This window comes from Massilia sp. W12, from assembly GCF_037300705.1.
GTDB lineage: Bacteria > Pseudomonadota > Gammaproteobacteria > Burkholderiales > Burkholderiaceae_D > JACPVY01.
This window is the reverse complement of record NZ_CP147776.1, coordinates 622,168-643,553: the sequence shown is the minus strand read 5'-3', so window position 1 is coordinate 643,553 and position 21,386 is coordinate 622,168. Positions and strand designations below refer to the sequence as shown.

General features: G+C 57.8%; 20 protein-coding genes. 10 read left to right on the top strand and 10 right to left on the bottom strand.

Annotated features, from left to right (window positions below):
- Positions 1 to 7: 7 nt before the first annotated feature.
- The 4 genes from V8J88_RS02525 to V8J88_RS02510 all read right to left on the bottom strand — a co-directional run bounded on the left by V8J88_RS02525 (position 8) and on the right by V8J88_RS02510 (position 4,774).
- Positions 8 to 1,273 carry an EAL domain-containing protein gene (locus V8J88_RS02525; protein WP_338847590.1) on the bottom strand — a complete coding sequence of 422 codons (1,266 nt, stop codon included), beginning with the start codon at positions 1,271 to 1,273 and terminating at the stop codon, positions 8 to 10.
- A gap of 178 nt (positions 1,274 to 1,451) precedes the next feature.
- Positions 1,452 to 2,729, bottom strand: a complete 1,278-nt coding sequence (locus tag V8J88_RS02520) for an EAL domain-containing protein (protein WP_338847589.1) — start codon at positions 2,727 to 2,729, stop codon at positions 1,452 to 1,454.
- Positions 2,730 to 2,827: 98 nt separating this feature from the next.
- Positions 2,828 to 4,006: a 23S rRNA (adenine(2030)-N(6))-methyltransferase RlmJ gene (gene rlmJ, locus V8J88_RS02515; protein ID WP_338847588.1), complete on the bottom strand. Its 1,179-nt coding sequence runs from the start codon at positions 4,004 to 4,006 to the stop codon at positions 2,828 to 2,830.
- 90 nt (positions 4,007 to 4,096) lie between these two features.
- Complete coding sequence (locus tag V8J88_RS02510; RefSeq protein WP_338847587.1) at positions 4,097 to 4,774, bottom strand: GNAT family N-acetyltransferase; 678 nt, start codon at positions 4,772 to 4,774, stop codon at positions 4,097 to 4,099.
- A gap of 370 nt (positions 4,775 to 5,144) precedes the next feature.
- Between V8J88_RS02510 and V8J88_RS02505 the strand changes: the two genes are divergently transcribed.
- The 9 genes from V8J88_RS02505 (at position 5,145) to V8J88_RS02465 (ending at position 13,319) form a co-directional block, all read left to right on the top strand.
- The gene (locus V8J88_RS02505) at positions 5,145 to 5,825 is read left to right on the top strand and encodes a glycine zipper 2TM domain-containing protein (protein WP_338847586.1); all 681 of its coding nucleotides are present in this window, start codon (positions 5,145 to 5,147) and stop codon (positions 5,823 to 5,825) included.
- Positions 5,826 to 6,065: 240 nt separating this feature from the next.
- A complete protein-coding gene (locus V8J88_RS02500; protein ID WP_338847585.1) occupies positions 6,066 to 6,716 on the top strand; it encodes a hypothetical protein in 651 nt (216 codons plus the stop codon).
- A complete protein-coding gene (locus V8J88_RS02495) occupies positions 6,713 to 8,863 on the top strand; it encodes an AAA family ATPase (RefSeq protein WP_338847584.1) in 2,151 nt (716 codons plus the stop codon). Before V8J88_RS02500 ends, V8J88_RS02495 begins: the two co-directional genes overlap by 4 nt.
- The gene (locus V8J88_RS02490; RefSeq protein ID WP_338847583.1) at positions 8,860 to 10,257 is read left to right on the top strand and encodes a hypothetical protein; all 1,398 of its coding nucleotides are present in this window, start codon (positions 8,860 to 8,862) and stop codon (positions 10,255 to 10,257) included. Before V8J88_RS02495 ends, V8J88_RS02490 begins: the two co-directional genes overlap by 4 nt.
- A 3-nt stretch (positions 10,258 to 10,260) precedes the next feature.
- Positions 10,261 to 10,791 (top strand): metal-dependent hydrolase, encoded by a 531-nt coding sequence (locus V8J88_RS02485; protein ID WP_338847582.1) that lies wholly within the window; start codon positions 10,261 to 10,263, stop codon positions 10,789 to 10,791.
- A gap of 340 nt (positions 10,792 to 11,131) precedes the next feature.
- Positions 11,132 to 11,356, top strand: coding sequence for a hypothetical protein (locus V8J88_RS02480; protein WP_338847581.1), 225 nt, complete (start codon positions 11,132 to 11,134; stop codon positions 11,354 to 11,356).
- The gene (locus tag V8J88_RS02475; RefSeq protein ID WP_338847579.1) at positions 11,335 to 11,571 is read left to right on the top strand and encodes a hypothetical protein; all 237 of its coding nucleotides are present in this window, start codon (positions 11,335 to 11,337) and stop codon (positions 11,569 to 11,571) included. Before V8J88_RS02480 ends, V8J88_RS02475 begins: the two co-directional genes overlap by 22 nt.
- Positions 11,516 to 11,782 (top strand): ATP-binding protein, encoded by a 267-nt coding sequence (locus V8J88_RS02470; RefSeq protein WP_338847577.1) that lies wholly within the window; start codon positions 11,516 to 11,518, stop codon positions 11,780 to 11,782. The genes V8J88_RS02475 and V8J88_RS02470 overlap by 56 nt, the downstream gene beginning before the upstream one ends.
- Positions 11,783 to 11,870: 88 nt before the next feature.
- A complete protein-coding gene (locus V8J88_RS02465) occupies positions 11,871 to 13,319 on the top strand; it encodes a hypothetical protein (RefSeq protein WP_338847575.1) in 1,449 nt (482 codons plus the stop codon).
- An 8-nt stretch (positions 13,320 to 13,327) separates the two neighbouring features.
- On the opposite strand, the gene V8J88_RS02460 is transcribed toward V8J88_RS02465, so the two are convergent.
- Positions 13,328 to 14,233, bottom strand: a complete 906-nt coding sequence (locus V8J88_RS02460) for a LysR family transcriptional regulator ArgP (RefSeq protein ID WP_338847573.1) — start codon at positions 14,231 to 14,233, stop codon at positions 13,328 to 13,330.
- A gap of 116 nt (positions 14,234 to 14,349) precedes the next feature.
- Between V8J88_RS02460 and V8J88_RS02455 the strand changes: the two genes are divergently transcribed.
- Positions 14,350 to 14,958 (top strand): LysE/ArgO family amino acid transporter, encoded by a 609-nt coding sequence (locus V8J88_RS02455; protein ID WP_338847572.1) that lies wholly within the window; start codon positions 14,350 to 14,352, stop codon positions 14,956 to 14,958.
- 87 nt (positions 14,959 to 15,045) lie between these two features.
- Here the strand turns inward: V8J88_RS02455 and V8J88_RS02450 are convergent, their stop codons facing one another.
- The 5 genes from V8J88_RS02450 to V8J88_RS02430 form a co-directional block, all read right to left on the bottom strand.
- Complete coding sequence (locus tag V8J88_RS02450) at positions 15,046 to 15,600, bottom strand: PEP-CTERM sorting domain-containing protein (protein WP_338847571.1); 555 nt, start codon at positions 15,598 to 15,600, stop codon at positions 15,046 to 15,048.
- A 216-nt stretch (positions 15,601 to 15,816) separates the two neighbouring features.
- Positions 15,817 to 18,147 (bottom strand): SUMF1/EgtB/PvdO family nonheme iron enzyme, encoded by a 2,331-nt coding sequence (locus V8J88_RS02445; protein ID WP_338847569.1) that lies wholly within the window; start codon positions 18,145 to 18,147, stop codon positions 15,817 to 15,819.
- Between the two features lie 105 nt (positions 18,148 to 18,252).
- A complete protein-coding gene (locus V8J88_RS02440) occupies positions 18,253 to 19,650 on the bottom strand; it encodes a glycosyltransferase family 2 protein (protein WP_338847568.1) in 1,398 nt (465 codons plus the stop codon).
- Positions 19,647 to 20,711 (bottom strand): HEAT repeat domain-containing protein, encoded by a 1,065-nt coding sequence (locus tag V8J88_RS02435; protein WP_338847566.1) that lies wholly within the window; start codon positions 20,709 to 20,711, stop codon positions 19,647 to 19,649. The genes V8J88_RS02440 and V8J88_RS02435 overlap by 4 nt, the downstream gene beginning before the upstream one ends.
- Positions 20,677 to 21,381 carry a YaiO family outer membrane beta-barrel protein gene (locus V8J88_RS02430; RefSeq protein ID WP_338847565.1) on the bottom strand — a complete coding sequence of 235 codons (705 nt, stop codon included), beginning with the start codon at positions 21,379 to 21,381 and terminating at the stop codon, positions 20,677 to 20,679. Before V8J88_RS02430 ends, V8J88_RS02435 begins: the two co-directional genes overlap by 35 nt.
- Between the last annotated feature and the right edge of the window lie 5 nt (positions 21,382 to 21,386).

The following is a 21,386-nucleotide window of genomic DNA, read 5'->3' as shown; positions in this document are numbered from 1 at the left end:
GGCGTGCTCACACCTGCTGCGCGATTTTGTTGACCCAATCGAAGGCTTCCAGCTGCAACTCATTCAAGTCTTCCGCGCTCAAATCCAATTCATCGAGCGAGGGCAAAAGGCGGTCAAGGGATTGGTCAAGGTGTTCTATCGCTTCCGCCAATTTCAACAACTCGCCATAAAAGCCGCCGCGTTTGAGCAGCGCATCTTCGACCTCATCCGCCACCGAAACCTGGGTCAGAATTTCAGTCATGGGTAAATTGAACAGCGCATCCATGAGGGACATGATGCCGACTGTAAACGCGGTATCGGCCATATTTCTTTTTTGCGGATGGCATTTTTGCGCCAGCAATTCGAGCAGTTTGCCGCGCGTGGTGGCCAGTTGCAGCAAAGGGGTGGCGCCATGGCTGCCCTTGCCCGGCTTGGCGTACAGCAAAATCTGCAGCCAGCGCTGCAATTGGCGCCGGCCAAGAATCATCAGGGCCTGGGCAATCGAATCGATGCGGGTTTTAGCGCCAATCGCGGGGGTGTTTACCAGCTTGAGCAAATTGATGCCAAGTGTGACATCCTGCTTGATGCTGACTTCGATTTCATGATTTTCAGCATCGGAATTGAGCAAGCCCATCAAATGCAAAATCGATAATTCGGAAGGTGCGATTTTTTTGCCGCTCAAAATCACCGGACGGGCGAAATAATAACCCTGGAAGAATTCAAAACCGAGCGCCAGACAGCGTTCAAACTCAGCCTGGGTTTCGACTTTTTCCGCCAGCAGACGCTTGCCGGGCAGCATGCGCGCCAGTTTGGCCAGGGCGCCAGCCTCCATACCCATGATGTCGATTTTGACGATTTCCACCAAAGGCAGAAATTTTTGCACGTCTTCGTTATCCGCAATCACGTCATCCAGGGCGAAATGAAAACCGGCTTTTTGCAATTCCATCACGCGCGCCAGTATTTCCGGGGTGGCTTTGACTGTCTCCAGAATTTCCAGCACGACTTTATTGCGCGGTAAAAACTGCACAAAGTCGCTCATCAGCACGGCTGCATCAACATTTACAAAACCGAGTTTGTCGCCCACCACCTGTTCCATGCCAAGGTCGGAAGCATGCGCGATCAGGGAGGCGGTGGCGGTCAGATCATCGGTGACGCCGGAAGCGCTGGCTCCGGCTGCGCTGCGAAACAGCAGCTCATAGGCAGACAAACCCTGTTCCCGGTTCAAAATCGGCTGCCGCGCCAGAAAATATTCTTTCGCCGCCACTGCGGCGCTATCAGGGATCGAGCTCATCATTTTTCCATACCTGACAAAAGCAGCTCAAGCTGCACTCACAGATGCGTCAATAAAACCCGGCTTCCTTACGCCGTGCAGACGACAGCATAACAAAAAGCGGATGATGCGTTGCGACTGACGTATGCAGCGATTCTGAACCTGCATGCCCGATCTGTCTATCGCTTTATGCGTCCCGGATTCAAGCTTGGGCGGATAGCCTGTCCGCCCAGTCAAAAGCATCCAACTCCAGCAAATAAAAGTCTTCTTCGCTTAAATGCAAATGAGACAGCACGGTGCTGACTTGCTGCACCGCATCTTCTATATGTTCTATAGATTCAGTCAAGGTCAGCATTTCACCCAAAACACCCTGGCGCGATAAAAGCGCGCTGGCGACCTCATCAACCACCCGCATCTGCGTCAAAATTTCATCCATCGCCACGCCAAACAGCACGTCCATCAATGACATGATGCCAACAGTGAAGGCGGTATCGGCCAGCACTCTTTCATGCGGCCAGATCTTGCGCACCATCAATTCCATTAATTTGCCGCGCGTGGAAGCCAGGCGCAGCAAAGGTTGATTGCCACAGCCATCGCGCCCGCATTGCGCATACAGCAACACTTGCAACCAGCGCTGCAACTGTCGCCGCCCCATTAACATCAGCGCTTGCGACAAGGAGGAAATGCGCATCTGACAGCCAAATGCCGCCGTATTGGCCAGGCGCAGCAGGTGCAAGCCGAGGCTGACATGCTGTTTAATAGCTTGCTCAATTTCAGCGTTTTCCGCATTCGCATTCAGCAAATTCAAAATCTCCAGCACTGCGCGTGCTGAAGGCGCCAGTTTGCGCCCGCTCAGCAGCGCCGGACGGGCGAAGTAATACCCTTGGAAATAATCAAAGCCCAGCGCATGGCAACGCTCGTATTGTTCCAGCTGCTCCACTTTTTCCGCCACCAGCAGCTTGCCGGCGGCGTGCAATTGGTTCACCAGGGGCGCGAGTTGCTCAGGCGGGATTTGTGAAACGTCGAGCTTGACCAGGGTGGCGTGCGGCAGCATTTGTTGCACACAGGGTGTGATGCTGACCACATCGTCCAGCGCAAAACGGAAACCGGCGCGGCCCAACAAGGCCAGCTGCTGCAGCAGTGCCGCATCGGCTTGCACCGATTCGAGGATTTCCAGAATAATTTTCTGGCGCGGCAAAATACGGATGAATTCCGATTGCAGCACGGCGGCGTCAGCATTGATCAAACCCAGCGCATCGCCCACCACTTTTTCCATGCCCAGTTCGGCGGCATGGGAAATCACGGTGGCGGTGGCGGACAAATCATCGCTTATGTCCGCTTGCGCGCTTTGGCTGCGCCGGAACAGCAGCTCATAGGCAAACAGGTTTTGCCCACGGTCAAAAATCGGCTGCCGGCCAAGGAAAAAATTTTTCAATGGCGTAATGCCCTGCACCTGATCTTGTATTGCTTGCTCATTCATGACGCACCGGGGAGTCAAACACTGTACAAAAGTTGCCGTATGGACACGATAGCATGAAGCTGGAAAACCTGTGCAGGATTTTCCACTTCAAGCCCGGATCATGCTTTGCGCGGCCCCCGCCCCGGCGCTTTTGCCGGCATCGGGCCGCCTGCAACGCGCCGCCGCTTCTGTGCGTCTTCCGTTTGACGCAAGGAGCCGCGTTGCGGCCCGGTTTTGCGCTCCGTCTTATCACCTTCGCCCAGGGCTTGCCGCACGCGGCGCAGAGTGGGCGAAAGCGGGCCTTGCGCTTTCACGCCGCCAGCCAGGCGCGGTCTGAGCGGCGCAGCGCTGCGCGGCTGCGCTGTCTGCACTTCTTCATCTTCTGGCGGACGTTTGCCGGCAAAAGCGCCAACGCCGGAGCGCAATTCAAAGCTGGCCCCGGCATCTTGCGCCAGCAAGCGCGTGATCTCTGGCATTTGCGCGCGCAAAGCCGCTTCCAGGGTCCAGGGGGGATTGATGATAAACATGGCGCTGCCGGTCAAACCATTGCCGTCTGCGCGCGGGGCGGCCACGTTCAAGCTGACATATAACCATTCCGTGCCGGGCAATTGCTGCATTTTGGCGGCCAATTGGCGCGATTCCTGCCGCTGCAAGAGCGGGAACCAGATGGCGTAAGTGCCGCCGGCAAAGCGTTTCACGCATTCTTGCAGGCAACGCATCAAATAGCGGTAATCCTGCTTATCTTCATATGGCGGATCGATTAAAACCAGTGCGCGGCGCGAAGGCGGCGGCACGAGTCCCTTGACGCCGTCAAAGCCGTTTTCCTGATGCACCATGACGCGTTTGCCACGGCTGTGCACACCCTGGGCGCGCGCATGTTGCTGCGCTTTTTGCATATTTTCGAGCAGCAATTTGATATCGGTATTGTGCAATTCAAACAGGCGCAAGCGATCTTCATCGCGCAGCAGGCGGTCGGCCCAGAATGGCGAACCGGGATAGTAGCGCAGGCGCGCCGGCGGGTTCATGCTTTGCACCAGATCCAGATATTCATTCAACATCGGCGGCAGGGTCTGGCCCTCGCGGCGCAATGCAAACAGGCGCGCCACGCCGGAATTCGCCTCACCGCTGCGCATGGCGTGTTCGCCATCCAGTTGATACATGCCGGCGCCGGCGTGGGTGTCGATATAGGTCAGCGGGGCCGGCTTTTGGATCATATAGCCGATGATTTGCTGCAACACCATGTGTTTGAGCACATCGGCATGATTGCCGGCGTGAAATGCGTGACGATAACTGAACATATGCGGCCCTGCGAAGAAAAGCCGCGCCAATGGCGGCTGAGGTGGGATTATAACTTGGCGGCCCTGCTTACGCGCGCCGATCCAGCCGCTTCAATCCGCCTTGCGCAAAGCGCTGGCCCACATTTTGCCGCGTATATGAAAGCCGAGGCTGTGATACAGCGCTTGCGCCGCCTGATTGTCCTCCCAGGCGTGCAAAAAAGGCTGCTCGCCGCGCGCCAGGATTTGCGCCGCCACCTTGGCCGAAAGCATGCGCGCCAGCCCCTGACCACGCAAGTCCGGGTGCACGCACACGCCGGAGACTTCGCAATAGCCGGGAAAATGATGCCGCATGCCAGCCATCGCCGCCAGCCGGCCATCCAGGCGCACGCCATAAAACTGGCCGATGCGCCAGGTTTGCGGCAAAAACGGCCCCGGTTCCGTCAATTCCGCCAGCGCCAGCATATCCGCCGCATCCGCCGCGCCCAAGGCGTACATCGGCAAAGACGAATCCACCTGAGGCACATCCTGCGCCAGCATTTGCACGCACTGGCCGGCCCTTTGCAAGACCATGCCGGGCACTGGCGGCATCTGATGCGCTTGCAGCGTGAGCATGGTTTCGCCCGGCGCAAACAAATCCGCCAAGGCTTGCAAATCGGCCGGACTGTCACTGCGACAGGCGGCGAACAGATTGATTTGCGGCGCAAAGCGCAGCGCCCGGTCGTTGCCGCTTGCCAGCGGCGCCAGATAAGTGTTCAAGGCCGACCAAACCGGGATATCCAGCGGATGCATGCGCGTCTCCTGTTTGCGCTGAAGGTTGTAGCCGCGCTGCTTGCGGCGGAATATTGAACAGCATATGTCATTTTTCCTGCCTATCGCTGACAGCAACGGTGGCATAGCGCCAGACGCTGCTGGCCATATACGCTGATTCTGCCTGCCGCGCGGGCGCAATCCAGCAACCGCGTCAAATTTTATGCCAGACGCACACCAAACACCGCATGGGGCAAATCAATCCAGACAACTCCCCGGCTGACCTGAACAGGAAAACCCATCACACATGCCATTTTTACAATTCCTTGCCACTGACACATTCCTTGCGTAGGCGCTGGCTGCCGGGCCGCCGTTAAGCCGCCATCACCAACACCACACAAGGAGACAAAATATGACTTCCCGCCTGCACCCGCTGCACGCCGCTGCCGCCGCCAGCGTGATCCTGGTTTCTCTGCTCGGCGCCGCCGCCATCACCGGCATTCTGCCCAGCTCCAACAGCAGCCCCAACCCGCATACCGTCAATTCCCAATTCGCCCAACATAGCGCCGCTGCCAGCGTCACACCCGCCAGCCTGGCGCCGGCGGCCACGCCAAGCCCGCAAACCGCGCCATCCGGCTCTTCCGCCGCACACAATAGCGGCATTGTGCCGCCGCAAATGCGTAAAACCCAGAGCAGCGCGCATCAGCCGAAAACCGCCTCGCACAGCGAAGGCAAAATCACCAAGGCGGAGATCTGCCACTCCTGCGGCACGGTGCAAAGCATCAGCCCGGTGACGCATGAAATCGAAAAAACCAGCGGCGTGGGCGCAGTCGCCGGCGCCGTCCTGGGCGGGGTGCTGGGGAATCAGGTGGGCGGCGGCAATGGCAAAAAAATCGCCACTGTGGCCGGCGCGATTGGCGGCGGTTTGGCCGGCAATGAAATCGAAAAGAAAACCCGCAGCAACACCACCTGGAATGTGAAAGTGAAGATGGAAGACGGCAGTGTGCGCACGATCCCGTTTCAAAGCGAACCCGCCTGGCGCGCCGGCGACGCGGTGCGGGTGGAAAACGGGCAGATCACTGCACGCGGATAAGCCGCTGGCATGATGGGGAAAAGCCGCAGCTGAGTCTGCGGCTTTTTCGCGCGCGCCAAGTTTCACAACACTGACAACCACATCCCCTGGCAAAAATTAAGTCAAGTGAACATCAAGCATTCTTTGCTTAAATCAGCTACACTGCAAAGCATAGTTGAGCTATATCTTACTTAACGCCGCAAAACCACCCAGGTGGCGTGAAAACACTTGATCACCAATTGACTTTTCAAAGAGGTACACATGAGCAAGGATAACTGGCCCATTCTGTACACACTTGCCGACTCCCTGCAGAACGCCGAGCTGGGGAATGGGGATGTGAATTTGCTTGCTTCTGAGCTTGATCATGCCCTTTGCTCGAATAAACGCAGCGATTTGGAAACACTGGCGCCGGCTTTGGCGCATCTGTACTCTGCCATGTATCAGCGCGCCCCGCTGGAAGCGCGCACTGCAGCTGATCCGGAAGCCAGCCCGGCATTGCGCGCGGCGTGGAATTTAGCGCGGGTCGATTTCGCCTGCCACATCGCGGCGCAAGGTTTGGCGGCGCGCGCCGATCAAAGCTTTCTTGATGCGCTGCAGGCGCCGCATAATCAAGTTTATCTGCAAGCCATGGCCAGCGGCGGGAAAAGCAATGCCGAGTTAAAAGATTGCAGCGGTCATGAGCCGGAAACCGTCAGCCGGAAATTGCGCGACTTGCGCGAAGCCGGGGTATGCAGCTTTCAGCGCATCGGCAAAGAAGTGATCAACAGCATGACGCCGCTGGCGCTGGAGTTGTGGCAGGAAGCCAACCCGGGGCCACAAGCTGCACATGAAGCCTTGCGTGCGCAATACAGCCAGGCCACATTAGCGCAATTCCAACGCATGCCCAATTTCATCGAAAAGACGCCAGCATGACGCAAGCAGGCAAAATCACCAGTTTTTATTCCTACAAAGGCGGCGTCGGACGCACCATGGCGCTGACCAATCTGGCCTTTATCGCCGCCATGAATGGCAAAAAAGTGCTGTTAATGGACTGGGATTTGGAAGCGCCCGGCCTGGGCCGTTACTTCCAATTTCTGCATGGCCAGGCCACCCGGAAAGAGATGCAACACAGGCCGGGCGTGCTGGATGTATTGCATGGCTGGAGTGAAAATTTTACACAGCATGCGGATCAATTTGATGCATATGCCCAGCAAATCAAAGATGGCTCGATTTTTTCGAGTTGCGTGCAAAGTCTGATTGATGATGATGCAAAAAGTCTGCTTGGCATGTCCGGCCGTTTGGATTTAATCAGCGCGGGCGCGCCGCAAGATGCGCAAGGACGCTCATTTGCGGAAAAATTAGCCGCATTTTCCTGGCAGGATTTTTTTGATTTACATGCCGGCGGTTTTTTACTGCAGGAATTGCAAGCTTGGGCGCGCAATCAATATGATGAGATTTTAATCGACAGCCGCACCGGCCTGGCCGATGCCGCCGGGGTCTGCACCATGCAATTGCCGGATCAAGTCGCACTCTGTTTTATTTACAATCGGCAAAATATCGAGGGCATCGCGCAAGTTGGGCAGCAAATCCGCCAACAACTGCCGCAAGCAAAACTTTTCTTGCTGCCCATGCGCACCCCGCCAGTGGAGAGCGATCAATACAGCAATGCACGCGCAATTGCAGAAACACAGTTTTTCCGCAAGCTGGATATATCCCGCGAGGAAATTCAGCAGCAAATGCGCAGCCATGCTTTACCGGAATTTTTGCATCTGCCCTGCATGGAAAGCCTGGCGCTGCTGGAAGTGGATGATTGCAAATTTGATTCGCTTAGCTTGCGCTACCATTTGCTGTCACAGGTCTTGCTGGACAAGACATTGGCGATGCCGGAATTTTCACGCGAATCCTTGCAGCAAATTCAGCTCAGAGCCAAAGCAAAGTTTGTTGATATTGAACATCTAAAAAACCTGGAAAAGGAAAATACCAGCCGCTCCATTCGAGAATTAAGACATTTAAGCTTCAGCGCTTGCGATGAAGATAATAGCGATTTTATTAACCCAGAATACTTACTAGCCTTGAGCAAAGCAATTAAAGAAATTCCTTCTGACCAGTTTCTATCCAGGTGTGATGCACATTTTAAAGAGAAGGCGTTATACCAAATCCTTCACCATGCCCGCGAGCTGGTTAAAAAGGCTCCGGAAGTTTGGTGGCAAACATTTTCGGAAATTTCCAAATTCTCTTACAATGACAGTACGGCAGAAATTATTTTCAGTGCAATCAAAGAATGCATAAAAGAAGAAAGTGATTCAATTTTATACTCCTGCCTTTCATTGCTCTACGCATTGGAAATTATTAAAAAACACCCTTCATCTGAAATTCTATTAAATTCACTTTGTGAAAAACTTAGCAATAGGGAATTTCCCTCCATGTACAGCAGTAATTGGATTTTCGCCATCCAATTCACCGCAACCAGAAATTTCATCAAAGAAAAAGACATTAATGAATTTTCCGCATTAACCATAATTAAATTAGCCATTAAAAAATTGCACATAGCAGACGAGGAAGCAATTTTTGAGCAATGGAATTTATTAACACAAATATTCTCCTTAACAAAAATTAGCCCATTTGAAAAAATTAAAGTTATTGCATCAATAAAAGCGCCACACCATCTTTTATTTTTCGCCGACGACAGCTTTAGTCGATGCCTAGATTTATTATTAGAGGAAAATAATGAAGCATTGATAGTGGAATTTTCAGAAAATTACCATGAGGCAGCTCACATCTCCGGATTGGGCAATATATTTTCAATAACCGAATATGCAATTAAAAACCTTCAATCTCTTGTTGGCTTTTTAGACTTATTAAACACCATCAATATTGAAGAGACAAACAAATGGCTTGATCATTTTGACTCATTTTTTCAAATCCTATCAAAAGAGGATATCAAACGCTCTGTTTCACATAGCATAGAAAGCTTTCAAAAACTACAAAAAATCGCACTCACCCTTGGCCACACCTCCCTAAGCCAAAAACTTTCTGCTATCTTAAGCATCCCGCCCATTTCCCCGGAAGCCAGCGCATGAGCCAGCCCCTGCTTGCGCAATGCATCTTGCAACTGTTTGCGCGTTTTTTCCAGCACGGTTCGGACGTGCAACTGGCGGCGCAAACGCGCTGCTGCGGCTGGCGGGATCGCCTGCAACTCCAGTTGAAAAACGCCAACAGCGCGCAAGCCCTTGAAATGCTGGACAAGACATGGCAGGGGATTCAAGCCTTGCCGGATGCGCAGGCGCGCGATAAAGCATTATGGGAAGTTTTGTTGGAATTGGATGCGCAATTCGCCGCCATTCATCCACGCTATGCAATGACCAAAGCCGGGCGCAGCCGCAGCAGCTTGGCGCCCTGGCTAAAAGAAATGAAACAACAACGCGAAAACCACGGCTTCTACGCAGAAAGCCAAGCACATCGCTTGATTGCGCGCGGCCCATTGCTGAAAAACAGCCGCTTGCAAGAACATGCCTGCGCAGTGGATTCCGCTGCCTGCTTTGCGCATCTGAGCCTGGCTGAGCGTGTTTATACATTTCAAAAACGTAAGATTGCCACGCAACAATGCTGTTATGGCATGAATGATAGCGGGGTATTCGATATCAGCCCCCAGCCGGTGCTGTGTTTGATGCCCCTGGCGCGCCAAGCTGGCGATTTAGTGCAAACGCCCGGCGCCATCGGTGAGATGCCCAGCATGGATTACCGCCTCGCCCCCCATCTGCATGCAGCGGAATTGATTTGGCAAGGCTTGCAAGAAGGCTTGCGCAGCCATGCAAAACTCGACTTGGCGATGGCGCCGGAATTACTGGTCAGTGCGGCGCATGCGCAAGATTTACAGAACAAACTCAGCGCCGCGCCGGCCCCGTTGCGCCTGCTGGTGGCTGGCTCCGGTCATAGCGAAACCCCAAACGCGCAGGGTTTGCATTGGAATGAAACCCGTGTTTTAAACCATCGCGGCAAAGTCCTATGGCGACAGCGCAAAATCTGGCTGGCGGCCTCAGACGGTCACTATGAGCACAATGCGGGCGGCGATGCGATCACCATCGCCGATCTGGATGGCTTTGGCCGTTGCCTGGTTTTAATCTGCCAGGATTGCAAGCTGGAATTTTTGACCAGTTTAATCGCCGACTGGCAACCGGATTGGCTGTTCATCCCGATTTTGGATAGAGAAGCAAATACAGGGCGCTGGGCGCATCAGCAAGCCTTCAATTTATCTGAAGTGTCGGCAGCCCGCATTGTGGTGCTGAGCAGTTTAGCTCTTGGGACTGAGGCCCCGCCTTCCGCCAAAGATTGCGCCCTGTTGCAATGCCCAAAAAATCCGACGCCGCCCGATCAGGCGCGCGCCCGCACCACTGTAAAATTGCCAAACGACGCTGCACAAGCTGCAACATTCATCTGGAACAGCGCCAGCTGGATGCAAACCAAGCTTAATTAAACCATGCCCACTATCTTCAGCCACGCCGCCGTACCCATGTTCGCGGCCTTGATCGCCACCGAAAAATGGATTCCGCGCCCGCTCGCCATGCTCGGCATGGCAGTCGCCATCTTGCCGGATGCGGATGTGCTGGCGTTCAAATTCGGCATCGCATACACCGATCAATTCGGCCATCGCGGCGCCAGCCACTCGCTCGCCTTCGCCGCCCTGCTGGGTTTGCTGTGCTGCTGTGCGGCGTATTGGAAGCAAGTGCAGCGCCCCTGGCTGTGGGGTGGATTTATCGCGCTGGCGGCGGCTTCGCATGGCTTGCTGGATATGGCCACAAATGGCGGCGAAGGCGTGGCGCTGCTGTGGCCGGCGCTGCATGAACGTTTATTCTGGCCTGTCACGCCGATTGAAGTCTCGCCAATCGGGCGCGGTTTTCTGTCCTGGCGCGGAGTGCAGACGCTGTACTCGGAATTCCTGTGGATTTGGCTGCCCATGCTGGCGCTGTGGGGCGGCGCGCATCTGCTGCGCCGGCGCCAAGCGGGGTAAAGCCGACACAAGACGCAGCATCCGGCTGCCGCCCTCCCCGGGCGGCGCACTATTGAGACAGAAAACCCCGCAACGCCCCTCCCCGCTCATCCCTGCGCCACAAGCCAGCGGCACACAGCATCAACAAAACAGGCGCGTATGGCGACACTGGCGCGCCACCGTCAAGCAACAAAAATAACCGCATTCCAGTTTGACGAAGCTGTCTTTTTCATCAATACTGGCTATGCGCCCAACCCATACCAACATCGAGTTTGAACATGGCTATTTTCAAACGCATCAAACCGGATGATCTGGACCCGCACAAGGTTCAAGTCCGGCATACGGTTTAAGCGGCGAGATCATGGCGCAGCTGGCGGCAATCGGCCAGGAGCTGACCGCCATGCTGGAACTGCCGCGCGTGTTCGCCTGCATTGAAGAACATTTATTTTCTCTGGTGCATGCGAATTTCTTCGGCCTGCTGCTGGTCGATGAAGAGGGACAGATGCTGCGCTTAGCCTGGCCACGCAGGCGGCGCAGGCGCAAGCCCAGCAAATCGCCAATGACGTGCTGGAACATCTGGCGGTGATCGGGCAGGAAATGACCGCGCTGCTGGATTTACCGCGCATTCACGCCTGTATTGAAGAACATGTGTTTCCGCTGGTGCAGGCGGATCTGTTCAGCCTCTTAATGTTAAGCCCGAACGGGAAATATTTAAAAGTCGCGCTGGCCCGGCGCGCCGGGTCTGGTGCAATTACGTTTGCGGCAACAAGGGACAGAATTACTTGCAGAAGTGGAGGATAATGGCTGCGGCATGGACGAGACGGTGCGGGCGCGCATTCTGGAGCCGTTTTTCACCACCAAACAGGTTGGCAAAGGCAGCGGTCTGGGCTTGTCGATTGCATTCGGGATTATTGAAAAACATGGCGGGCGTTTGAATGTGCGCTCCAGCCCCGGGGCCGGCAGTTGTTTCCAACTGTATTTGCCGCTGCCTCAGAGCGCCGCCAGCCTGTAAGCCGGCGCCGGCGCGCGATAAATGCCGGGGCTGATCGACAGATTTACAGTAATATTTAGCGCTGCGCACGCAATACGGAGAAAGAGCCATGCTTTTTTTGGCGCTCGAAGATGAAATCCTGGCATGCCGCCAAGCCTTGGCGGCGGCGCAAGGTTTGCCTGCGCTTTTGCGGCAAATTGAATTGGCCTGGCATCTGCGCCAGCGCAACTGCAGCGAAGCGCAAAGCCTGGCGCATCAGGCGCGCGCCGGCTTGCGTGAATGCGGGGAAGCCACCCAGCCTTGCGCACACGCCCGCCTATTACTGGTTGAGGGCGAGTTGGCGGTTTTGCATGGCGATACCGCCGCCGGGCAAGCAGCGGCGCAAGCAGCGCTGGCCGGCTTTCAAGCACTGCGCGACAATGACGGCGTATGCGACGCCTATCTCTTGCTGGCGCATCTGTATCGCAGCATCGGCCGCCCGCTGGCGCGGCAACAGGTGTTTGCGGATGCCGCCGCACATGCCCAGGACCCTTTGCGCAAACGGTTTGCCGAAATCAATATGGCGATTGCCGATGTATATGCGGATGTCAAGGCGGCGCGCCAGATCTGGCGTTTGCGCATGCCGGCCAGCATTGACGGTCTGCATCCGGGTCTGCAATCCGGAGTCGCGTTTTTCTGGGGCATTTTGACGGAAATGGAAGGTCAGCTGCCGCAGGCGATTGTGTGGTGGGAGTCGGCGCATCAAGCCAGCCTGGCCAGCGGCCAGCTGCAGCGCGCGATTATCGCCGCCGGCAATCAATCTTATGCCTATCTGCATTTACAAGCTTATCCGGAGGCGCTGGCCGCCAGCAGCCGCGCTCTGACGCTGGCCCGTCCCAATGCCTGGCCGGAAACCCTGGGCGCGGCGCTGATGCGCAATGCCGAAGTGCTGTCCGGCTTGCAAAGACATGCGCAAGCCCGCCCCTTGCTGCAAGAAGGACTGCAGTTGCAATCTGCGCTGAAATCTTCCTATAACTATGCGATCACCCTGGGCGCCTGGTGCCGCAATTGCCTGGCCTTAAACGATGCCGCGACTGCGCTTGCCGCAGCGCAGGAACTGGAGCAGAGCGCCAAGCAATTGGGCGCGCCGCAACTTTTATATGATGCGCTGTGCTGCCAGGCGCGTGCGCAGCTGATGTTGCAAGAACTGGAAGCGGCGCATGCCTGCATTTTGCGCGCCACCTCGGCCCCGCAAGGGCGCGTATTGGATCAGATTGCGGCGTGGCAATTGCAAGCGCAAACCAGCTTAGCCTTATTACACGATGCCGGCCAGGCTTTGCATTGTCTGGAACAGGCCCTGGCCATCTCACGCCAAGCCGGGCAAAGCCATGCGCCGCCGGAATTATTGGCCGCCTTGCAGCAAGCGTATCTGCAACAGGGACGCACCGCAGACGCCGCGCAAAGCGCGCAATTGCTGGCGGCGGCGCTGGCGGCGCGCCATGATGAAGTCACCCAGCAGCGCGCCGACGCCTTGCATGCGGCGCATTTACTGCAACGACGCCAGGTCAGCGCGCTGTAAACCCGGCATCATTCTTCAGTTTGCGCAAGCGGCGGCAGCAAGACGCGGCGCGCCGCGTCCAAGATCGCATTGCCCAGATTTTGCAGGCGCGGCGATTGCAATTTCCAGGCATGCCAGTACAGCATCACATCCACCGTTTTATCCGGCGCCAGATCAATCAAGCCGCTTTCCTGCAGCGGGCCGGATTGCAATTCCGGAATCAAGCCATAGCCCAGCCCTAAGCGCAGCGCTTGGAAATAGGCCGAGGATGCGGGGATGAAATGCACCGGATAACTGCCCTGCCCCAAGCCGAAATGCTGTTGCAGAAAATCGGCTTGCAGCATGTCTTTGCGGTCAAACGATAGCAACGGCGCTTGGCGTAATGCCTGACGTTGCAAGCCGGCGCCAAACCAGCGCGCCGCGAATTCGGGAGTGGCCAGCAAGTGGTAGCGCATGCGTCCCAGCGGCTGCACCATGCCGCCGCGCATGGCTTGCGCGCGCGCCGCCACCCCGGCCAGGGCCAGCCCTTGCTCCAAGGCTTTGAAAGTGTGCTCCTGATCATCCAGCAAGATATCGAGCAAAATCGCTTCGCGCTGTAAAAAACCGGCCAGGGCCGGCAGCAGCCAGGTCGCCAGGGTGTCATTATTCAGCGCCAGCGCGATGCGGGTCGGCTGCTCTGCCGCCGGGAATAATTCTGTGCGCAACTCGGCTTCCAGCATTTGATGCTGGCGCAAATAGCGCAACACGCGCTGCCCGGTGGCGCTGGGGCGGCAGGGTTTGCCGCGCAAGACCAGGGGCGCGCCCAATTCCTGCTCCAGCGCGCTGATGCGCTGCGAGACGGCGGATGGGGTGAGGTGCAATTCGCGCGCCGCCATTTCAAACGAGCCGGTATCGAACACCGCCAGCAGGGCTTCAGTTTTACGGGAATCGAACATTAATTTTTCTTAATGTGAGTTGAATTAATTTAATTTTACTTCATCAATTTCTCTCCGGCAGGCAGAATGCATTGCATCAGGCCGCGCACAGCGGCGGTTTTTGCAAGGAGCGGGCGATGTTGAGCAATATCAGTTTTTGGCAGGGTTTGGGCCTGGGCAGCGGTTTGATCATGGCGATTGGGGCGCAAAATGCGCATGTGATCAAGACCGGTTTGCTGGGACGGCATGTGGGGGTGACGGTGCTGGTCTGCATTCTGACCGATGCGCTGTTGATCAGCGCCGGCGTGGGCGGACTGGGCGCGATGTTGCAGCATGCGCCGCTCTTGATGGCGGCGGCGAAATGGGGCGGGGTCGCCTTTTTACTGTGGTATGGGGTGCGCAGCCTGCGCGCAGCATTCAGCGCGCATCATTTGGATGCCGCCAGCGGCCCTGCGGTGCAAAGCGCGCGCCAGGCTTTATTCAGCGTGCTCGCGCTGTCCTGGCTGAATCCGCATGTGTATTTGGATACGGTGGTCTTGCTGGGCGCGGTGGGCAGCGATGCGCCAGACCGTTTTTCTTTTGCGCTGGGCGCAATTTGCGCCTCCACCGTATGGTTTTGCGCTATCGGTTTCGGCGCCCGCAAACTGGCGCCATGGTTTGCCAAGCCGGTGGCCTGGAAATGGATAGACGGGGCCAGCGGCGGGGTGATGTTCAGTCTGGCGGGAGCGCTGGCGTTTGGGGCCTGAGCCTGGACGCTGTTTGATGCAAGTCGCAGGCGGCAAAAAAACGGGAACCAAGCGGTTCCCGTTTTTTTCATCTTGCCAAAGCCGGTATTACTTGGCTTTGCGGCGGCGCGCCATGGCGCCCAGCACGCTCAGACCGCCCAGCATCATGGCCCAGGTTTCCGCTTCCGGGATCGGGGTCACATTGGTGTTGGTGAAGGAGAACGACAGATCATTGAAGCCGTTCGCGCCTTCCGGCGTGCCGCGCAGGTCTTCAAAGCTGACCAGGGTTACGCCCGGCTGCCAGTTGGCTTGCACGCGGGCATGGAACAGGTTGTCGATATTGCGGCTCGCGTCGCCGGTGTAGAAATCGTCGCCGGTGTTATTCACATGCAGGCGGAACACCAATTCCGTGCCCGGCGTGAAAGAACCCAGGTTCACGGTGGAGCCGACCGGGCTGGCGTGGTTGTTGAAAATGAACAGGCTGCCCAGGAACAGGTCGTTGCTGTAGCCAGCCGAATTGCCTTCATATTTGGCGATGACCGGGCCGTTGCCGGTGGCGAACACTTTCAACCCTTCCGTGCCGGGGATGGCGATCGGGAAGGCGAAAGCGGAAGCAGAAGCGGAAGCGAGTGCGAGTGCTGCGATGATTTTCTTGATTTGCATAATTGTGCATCCCTGTAGTGTTTTTGATAAAGCGGGGTATGGCTTGTTTTTGTTATGGCGCATGAGTATTCCAAGCATGTGCATAGTTGTCAACAGAAAATTTAGAGGGGCAAGCCGGCCCGCTCAGGCATGCGGTGCGGCCAGCCGCGTGGCGCTGTCGCCGTGGCTGGCGCGGCATGGCGGAAAAATCAGATTGTGCGGCGTGCGCCAGCGGTGTTACAGCAAGCTCACGCCGGCGCCGAGCTGGTCTGCCGCCAGTTCCTGCTCATCCAGTTCGCGCAGCACGCGAAAGCCAACGATGTCATTGCGCCCTTCGATCCAGCAGACATTGCGCGCCGCGCTGCGCAGATAGCGCGGGCTGTACAGCCAGCAGCCGCCGCGCAACATGCGGCGCGAAGGGTCGCCGCCTTCATCCCAACTGCGCCCGTCGCCGGGTGCGCCGAGGTAGTTTTCATGCGCCGCGTCAGACACCCATTCCCACACATTGCCATGCATATCGTACAGGCCGAAGGCGTTCGGGGCGTAGCTGCCGACCGGGCTGGCGCCGCGTAAAAACGGGCCGCGCGCGGAGGCGTTGTAGGTGAAATTGCCATCAAAATTGGCTTGTTCCGCGCTGATTTTATCGCCGCAGGAAAAGGCGCTGCTGCTGCCGGCGCGGCAGGCGTATTCCCATTCGGCTTCGCTGGGCAGGCGGTAGCGCTGGCCGGTTTGCAATGACAGCCAGGTCAGGTAGGCGCAGGCGTCGCGCCAGCTGACGCCCACCACCGGGTAAGCGCCGCTTTGCGGAAAATCGGGCGCGCTCCAGTTTTCATCCTGGCGCCAGCCGGTGGCTTGCGCAAAGCGCTCCCATTCGGCGCAAGTGACGGGATATTTGCCCATCGCAAAGGGGGTGTTGATGCAGACTTGGCGTTGCGGGGTTTCGCGCGCCAGCCAGCTGGCCTGTGCGCCGGCGCGCAGGGCCAGGGCGCGCTCGGCTTCGCTCGATCCCATGATAAAACGCCCCGCCGGGGCCACCAGCAAGGCCGGGCCAAAACCCGCGCCATCCAAAAACGCATCGCAAAACGCTTGGCCGCTGAGTCGCCCGGGTGGAATCGCACTCGGCGGGCGGCTTTCGGCAAAGCCGGCGATGCCGGTTTTATCCGGCCATTTGTCCGCCGGCAAGCCGAATTCCAGTGAAAACGAGGGCAGCGGCGTGCTCATGGGAAAGGCCGGCAATGGCGCCGCCGCCGGGGTCAGACTGAGGGGCTGCGCTTGCCCTTTGTTCATATGCAAGGGCAACACCGGGGCCGCTTTGCGGTTTGCCGGTCGTTGTTGTTCGGCGGCGGCCTGCTCTTTCTGGCGCGCGGCGATGCGTTTTAATTTTTGCGCCGCCTGTTCGCGCGCGCGCACGCGCTCTTCCTGTTCGCGCTGCTTGTCTTGCGCATTGCGCAGCGGCAGACGCGGGGCGATTGCAGTTTGCACGGCGCGCGCCGGGGCTGCGGCGGGGCCGCCCGGCGCGCCCGGCGGCACGCTGTGCTCCAGCACCAGGGTAGGCGCGGCATGCAGCGCTTTTTCCATGTTTTGCAATAATTCGAGCACGCTGGCCGGACGTTGTTGCGGCTGGCTGCTTAAGCCCTGTTGCAGACATTTCCATTGCGCGGCGCTGAGCGCGGGCGGGGCGGCGGCTGCGCTGGCGCCGCCAGCCGGCAGTTTTTGCGTCAGCATTTGATAAATCATGACCGCCACCGCATACACATCTTGCTGCGGGGCCGGTTTGGCGTCGGCGCGCGCGGCTTCCGGCGCGCGGTAGCCGCTGGTGCCGACATTGCCGGGCAGGCGTTGCGCTTGCGCGTGCCCGGCGGCGATGCCGAAATCGAGTAATTTGACTTCGCGCTGGCGCGTCAAAAACAGATTGCCGGGTTTTAAATCGCGGTGCACCAGGCTGTGGCGCTCCCAGGCGTAGCGCAGGGCTTGCGCAACCGGTGTGAGCAGGCTGTGAATTTCAGACCAGCTTAACAGGCCGCGCGCGCATAAATATTGGTGCAAATCGCAGCCTTCCAATAATTCCATGGTCAGGAAATAGCTGCTGGTGGCCGGGTCTTGCGCCCATTCCCAGACTCTGACGATGTTTTCATGCGCCAATTTGCGCGCGCGCGTCGCTTCTTCAATCAAGAGTTTGACATGCAAGGGTTGCTGGCCGAATTGCGGCGACAGGATTTTCAGGGCGACTCTTTCCTGTTGCCCCAGTTCGGCATGGGTGGCCAGATCAAGCGCGGCCCAGACCTGGCCCATGCCGCCTTCGCCGAGCTGGCGTTCGAGGCGGTAGCGGCGATGCTGCGGGCCGATGTGCTGGCCGGCCAGCAAGCCCAGTTCAGTCATCGGCGCGCGGTTGGCCGCCGGCATGCCGTGGTGGCCGGCGTCGCCGCCATCGCTGCTGATTTCACTCCAGGGCGCGAGTTGCGCATCGAGGATGGCGTTTTTGCGTTGTTCAAATTCTTGCGGCGAGAGCAAACCGTCGTCCAGCAGGGCGCGCAATTCACGGATCTTGGTGCGGGCGGATTGGCTCATCGCAAGCTCAGACAAAATGGACGGAATAACAACCGTTTCATTGTATGCGAGCAAGCTGGATGGGAACAGGTGGAAATGGACGGTAAAGCCGGGCGTACTCCCGGCTTAGCTTTGCTGATGTCCTTTGCGCCGCATCTCGCCCCATTGCCCATGGCGCTGGGTGAGCCAGCGCCACAGGCCGATGATGCGCCACCAGCTGTTGATTTGACGATAGCCCAGGTTTTCCAACAGGGCCGCCAACAGCAGCTTGCCCAATTCCTGTGGCCGCGCATAAATATGGAATGACAGTTCTTCCAGCAACAGGCCGGAGAGCGAGAGCAGGATGCCGAGCAGGATGGCGGTCATGATGAAGATGCCAAAGGCGCTCCAGGAAATCCAGCCATGCCAGGCGGCGTAGAGGGTGAACAGATAGCCGAATAATTCGATCAGGGGGCCGAATAATTCAAAGATCAATAAGAATGGGAAGGCCAGCCAGCCGACTGCAGAGGGGCGGCGCAGCAAACCCCAGTTGTAAGTCAGGCTTTCCGCTAAACCGCGCTGCCAGCGCACGCGCTGGTTTTTCAGGGTGCCCCAGTCTTCCGGCGCTTCAGTCCAGCAAACCGGATAGGGTTCAAAGCAGATGCGATAGGGCCGCCCCATTTCCGGCAGGCGGCGATGCAGGCGCACCACCAGTTCCATGTCTTCGCCTATCGTGTTGCGGCGATAACCGCCGACCGCGATCACGGCTTCTTTGCGAAACAGGCCAAATGCGCCGGAAATAATCAATACGGCATTCATATTTGACCAGCCGAGCCGGCCAAATAAAAAGGCGCGCAAGTATTCCAGCACTTGCAATAAAGCCAGGAAGTTGCGCGGCAGGCTGACGCGGGTTAAAAAACCGCCGCTGACTTCACATCCATTCGCCACCCGCACGGTGCCGCCGGCGGCCACCACATGCGGATGCAGCAGGAAGGGTTTGACCACCCGCCGCAAGCTGTCGCGCTCTAACAGGGAATCCGCATCGACGCCGCAAAACAGGGGGTAGCGCGCGGCATTGATGCCGGCGTTGAGGGCATCGGCCTTGCCGCCGTTTTCTTTGTCGATCACGCGCAATTGCGGATAGCGGCGCGAGCGGTAGATGGCGCGCACCGGGGCGCTGGGCAATTGCACCCGGTATGCTTCGGGAAAAGGTTGCAACTCAAATTCCTGCTGCAGCACTTGCAGGGTGTTGTCGCGCGAACCGTCATTGATGACGATGATTTCAAACTCGGCATACGACAATTGCAGCATGGAGCGCACTGCCGCCGCCAGATTGGTTTCTTCGTTATAGGCCGGAACCAGGATGCTGATCGGCAATTCGGCCCCGGTATAGGCTTGCGGCAAATCATCCAAGACCAGATCTTCGCTTAGATGGCGCAAATTCCACAGCGCTAACACATTCAACATCAGATAGCCGAGATTGAGCAGGATGAAATAGATGAATACTGTCCATAAGATCAGGTTCACCAGCCAGGTCTGACTCATACGTGCTCCGCAATCGCCTGTTTCAAAATATCGACCGCATAACGGTCGCTCAATTCTTCTTGCAGGCGTGCGGCCAGCGGCATGCCGCCTGCAGGATGTTCCAACAAGGCATATGCGGCGCGATAACGCACCCACCATTGCGCATCGCTTAACATCGTTGCCAGCAACGCCAGGTCTTGTTCGCCGCCGGTGGCGCCTAGCGCATGCGCAGCTTGCACCCGCACCCGCCAATCCTGATGCTGACACAAGGCGCGGATGCGCGGTAAAAATTGCGGATGGCGCGCCACACGCAAGGCGCGCACCTGCAAATGGGCCGGGCTGCGCGCCGCCAGCCAGGGCAGCAATTCCGCACGGCCCGGGGTGATGTGCAGCAGCTCCAGCAGGCGCAAACTTTTTTCGACTTTGTTCAAATCATTCTGCTGCCGCAAGGCCGCCAGCAAGGCCGGGCTGAAGGCGGCGCTGACCGGCTGCAGCAAGGCGGTGACGCGCGCCAGGGGCCAATCGTCGCGCAACAGGGGCAATTCGGCCATTTCCGCTGCATGTCCGGGGGCGATCTGGATCAAGGCGCGCATAGCGGCAAAGGAGCGCCCCGCATCCGGCGCATGCGCCAGTTGGCGCAGATGTTCCCAGGCGGCGCGCTCACGCAAATGGCCCAGCGCCATAATCGCCAATAACTGCCGGCCACGGTTGGCCCCATCCAGCATGCGCATGGAAAATTCAACGCAGCCTACATTGCGCGCCAGCTGCAACAGGATTTGTTTATTGTCGCCGCGCACGGTTTCCAGCAGGCGCAGCCAGAGGCGCAGGAAGAAATATTGTTCATTGGCGGCCAGGGATGGCGCTGCCGCCGGTAATTGCATGGCCAGCAGGCACTCCAGCAATATGGGACGCCAGCGCAATACGAAGCGCTGTTCGCGCCGCTGGTTGCGCAACAGGTGCAGGCGCAATCCGACGATCGCCAGCAGCAACAGGCTTGACAGCAGCAAAGCGCCGGCGCAACACCACAGCGCGAGCCGCAAAACCGGGTCAGAAATGGCGCCGAAGGCCCAGATTGATTCCATTTTTCCAGTAGAAATCGCCTTGGCGCGCCCGCTCTATGCGCCAACGCAAACTCCATTCCCGATTCACACTGTGCAAGCCTTGCAGGCCGAGCGTGCTGACGCGGTAGCGGCGCAACGCGACGCCGCTTTGCTCAGCTTCATCGCCCTGCCCCCATTGCAAGCCAATGCGGCTGTTGTCCTGATAATAGTAATCAGCCCGCGCCTGCCAGCCATATCCGCGCACGCCGGATAAATCGCTGACCTGCAGGCCGCCCTGCCAATACCAGGCGCCGGCGTATTGTTCGTAGCCGGCTTTGAAGCTGCGGGTGCGACTGGTTTGATATTCGCGCCAACTGCCATCCAACAACAAACGCCCCGGCCCGGCAGCCATGCTGGCATGCACGTGCGTCCCCAGGCGCGGCAAAATCCGGTGTTGCGGGCTGTGTTCAATTTCAATTCGCAACTCAGCCTGGTCAAATTTACGCGTCCAGGCGGCGCGTAATTCCTGATCAATCAAAGCAAAGCGTTGCTGCCGCGCCGCCGCCAAGGCAAAGCCATGGCCGGAAGCGGTTTGCCAATCCCATTGCAGACTGAGGCCGCGCCAGTCGTCATATGCGCCGCTCAAGCTGTCATGCGACACGCCGAGCTCCAAACCAGAGCCGGCCTGCGCCCATACGCTGCACAAAATCATTCCTG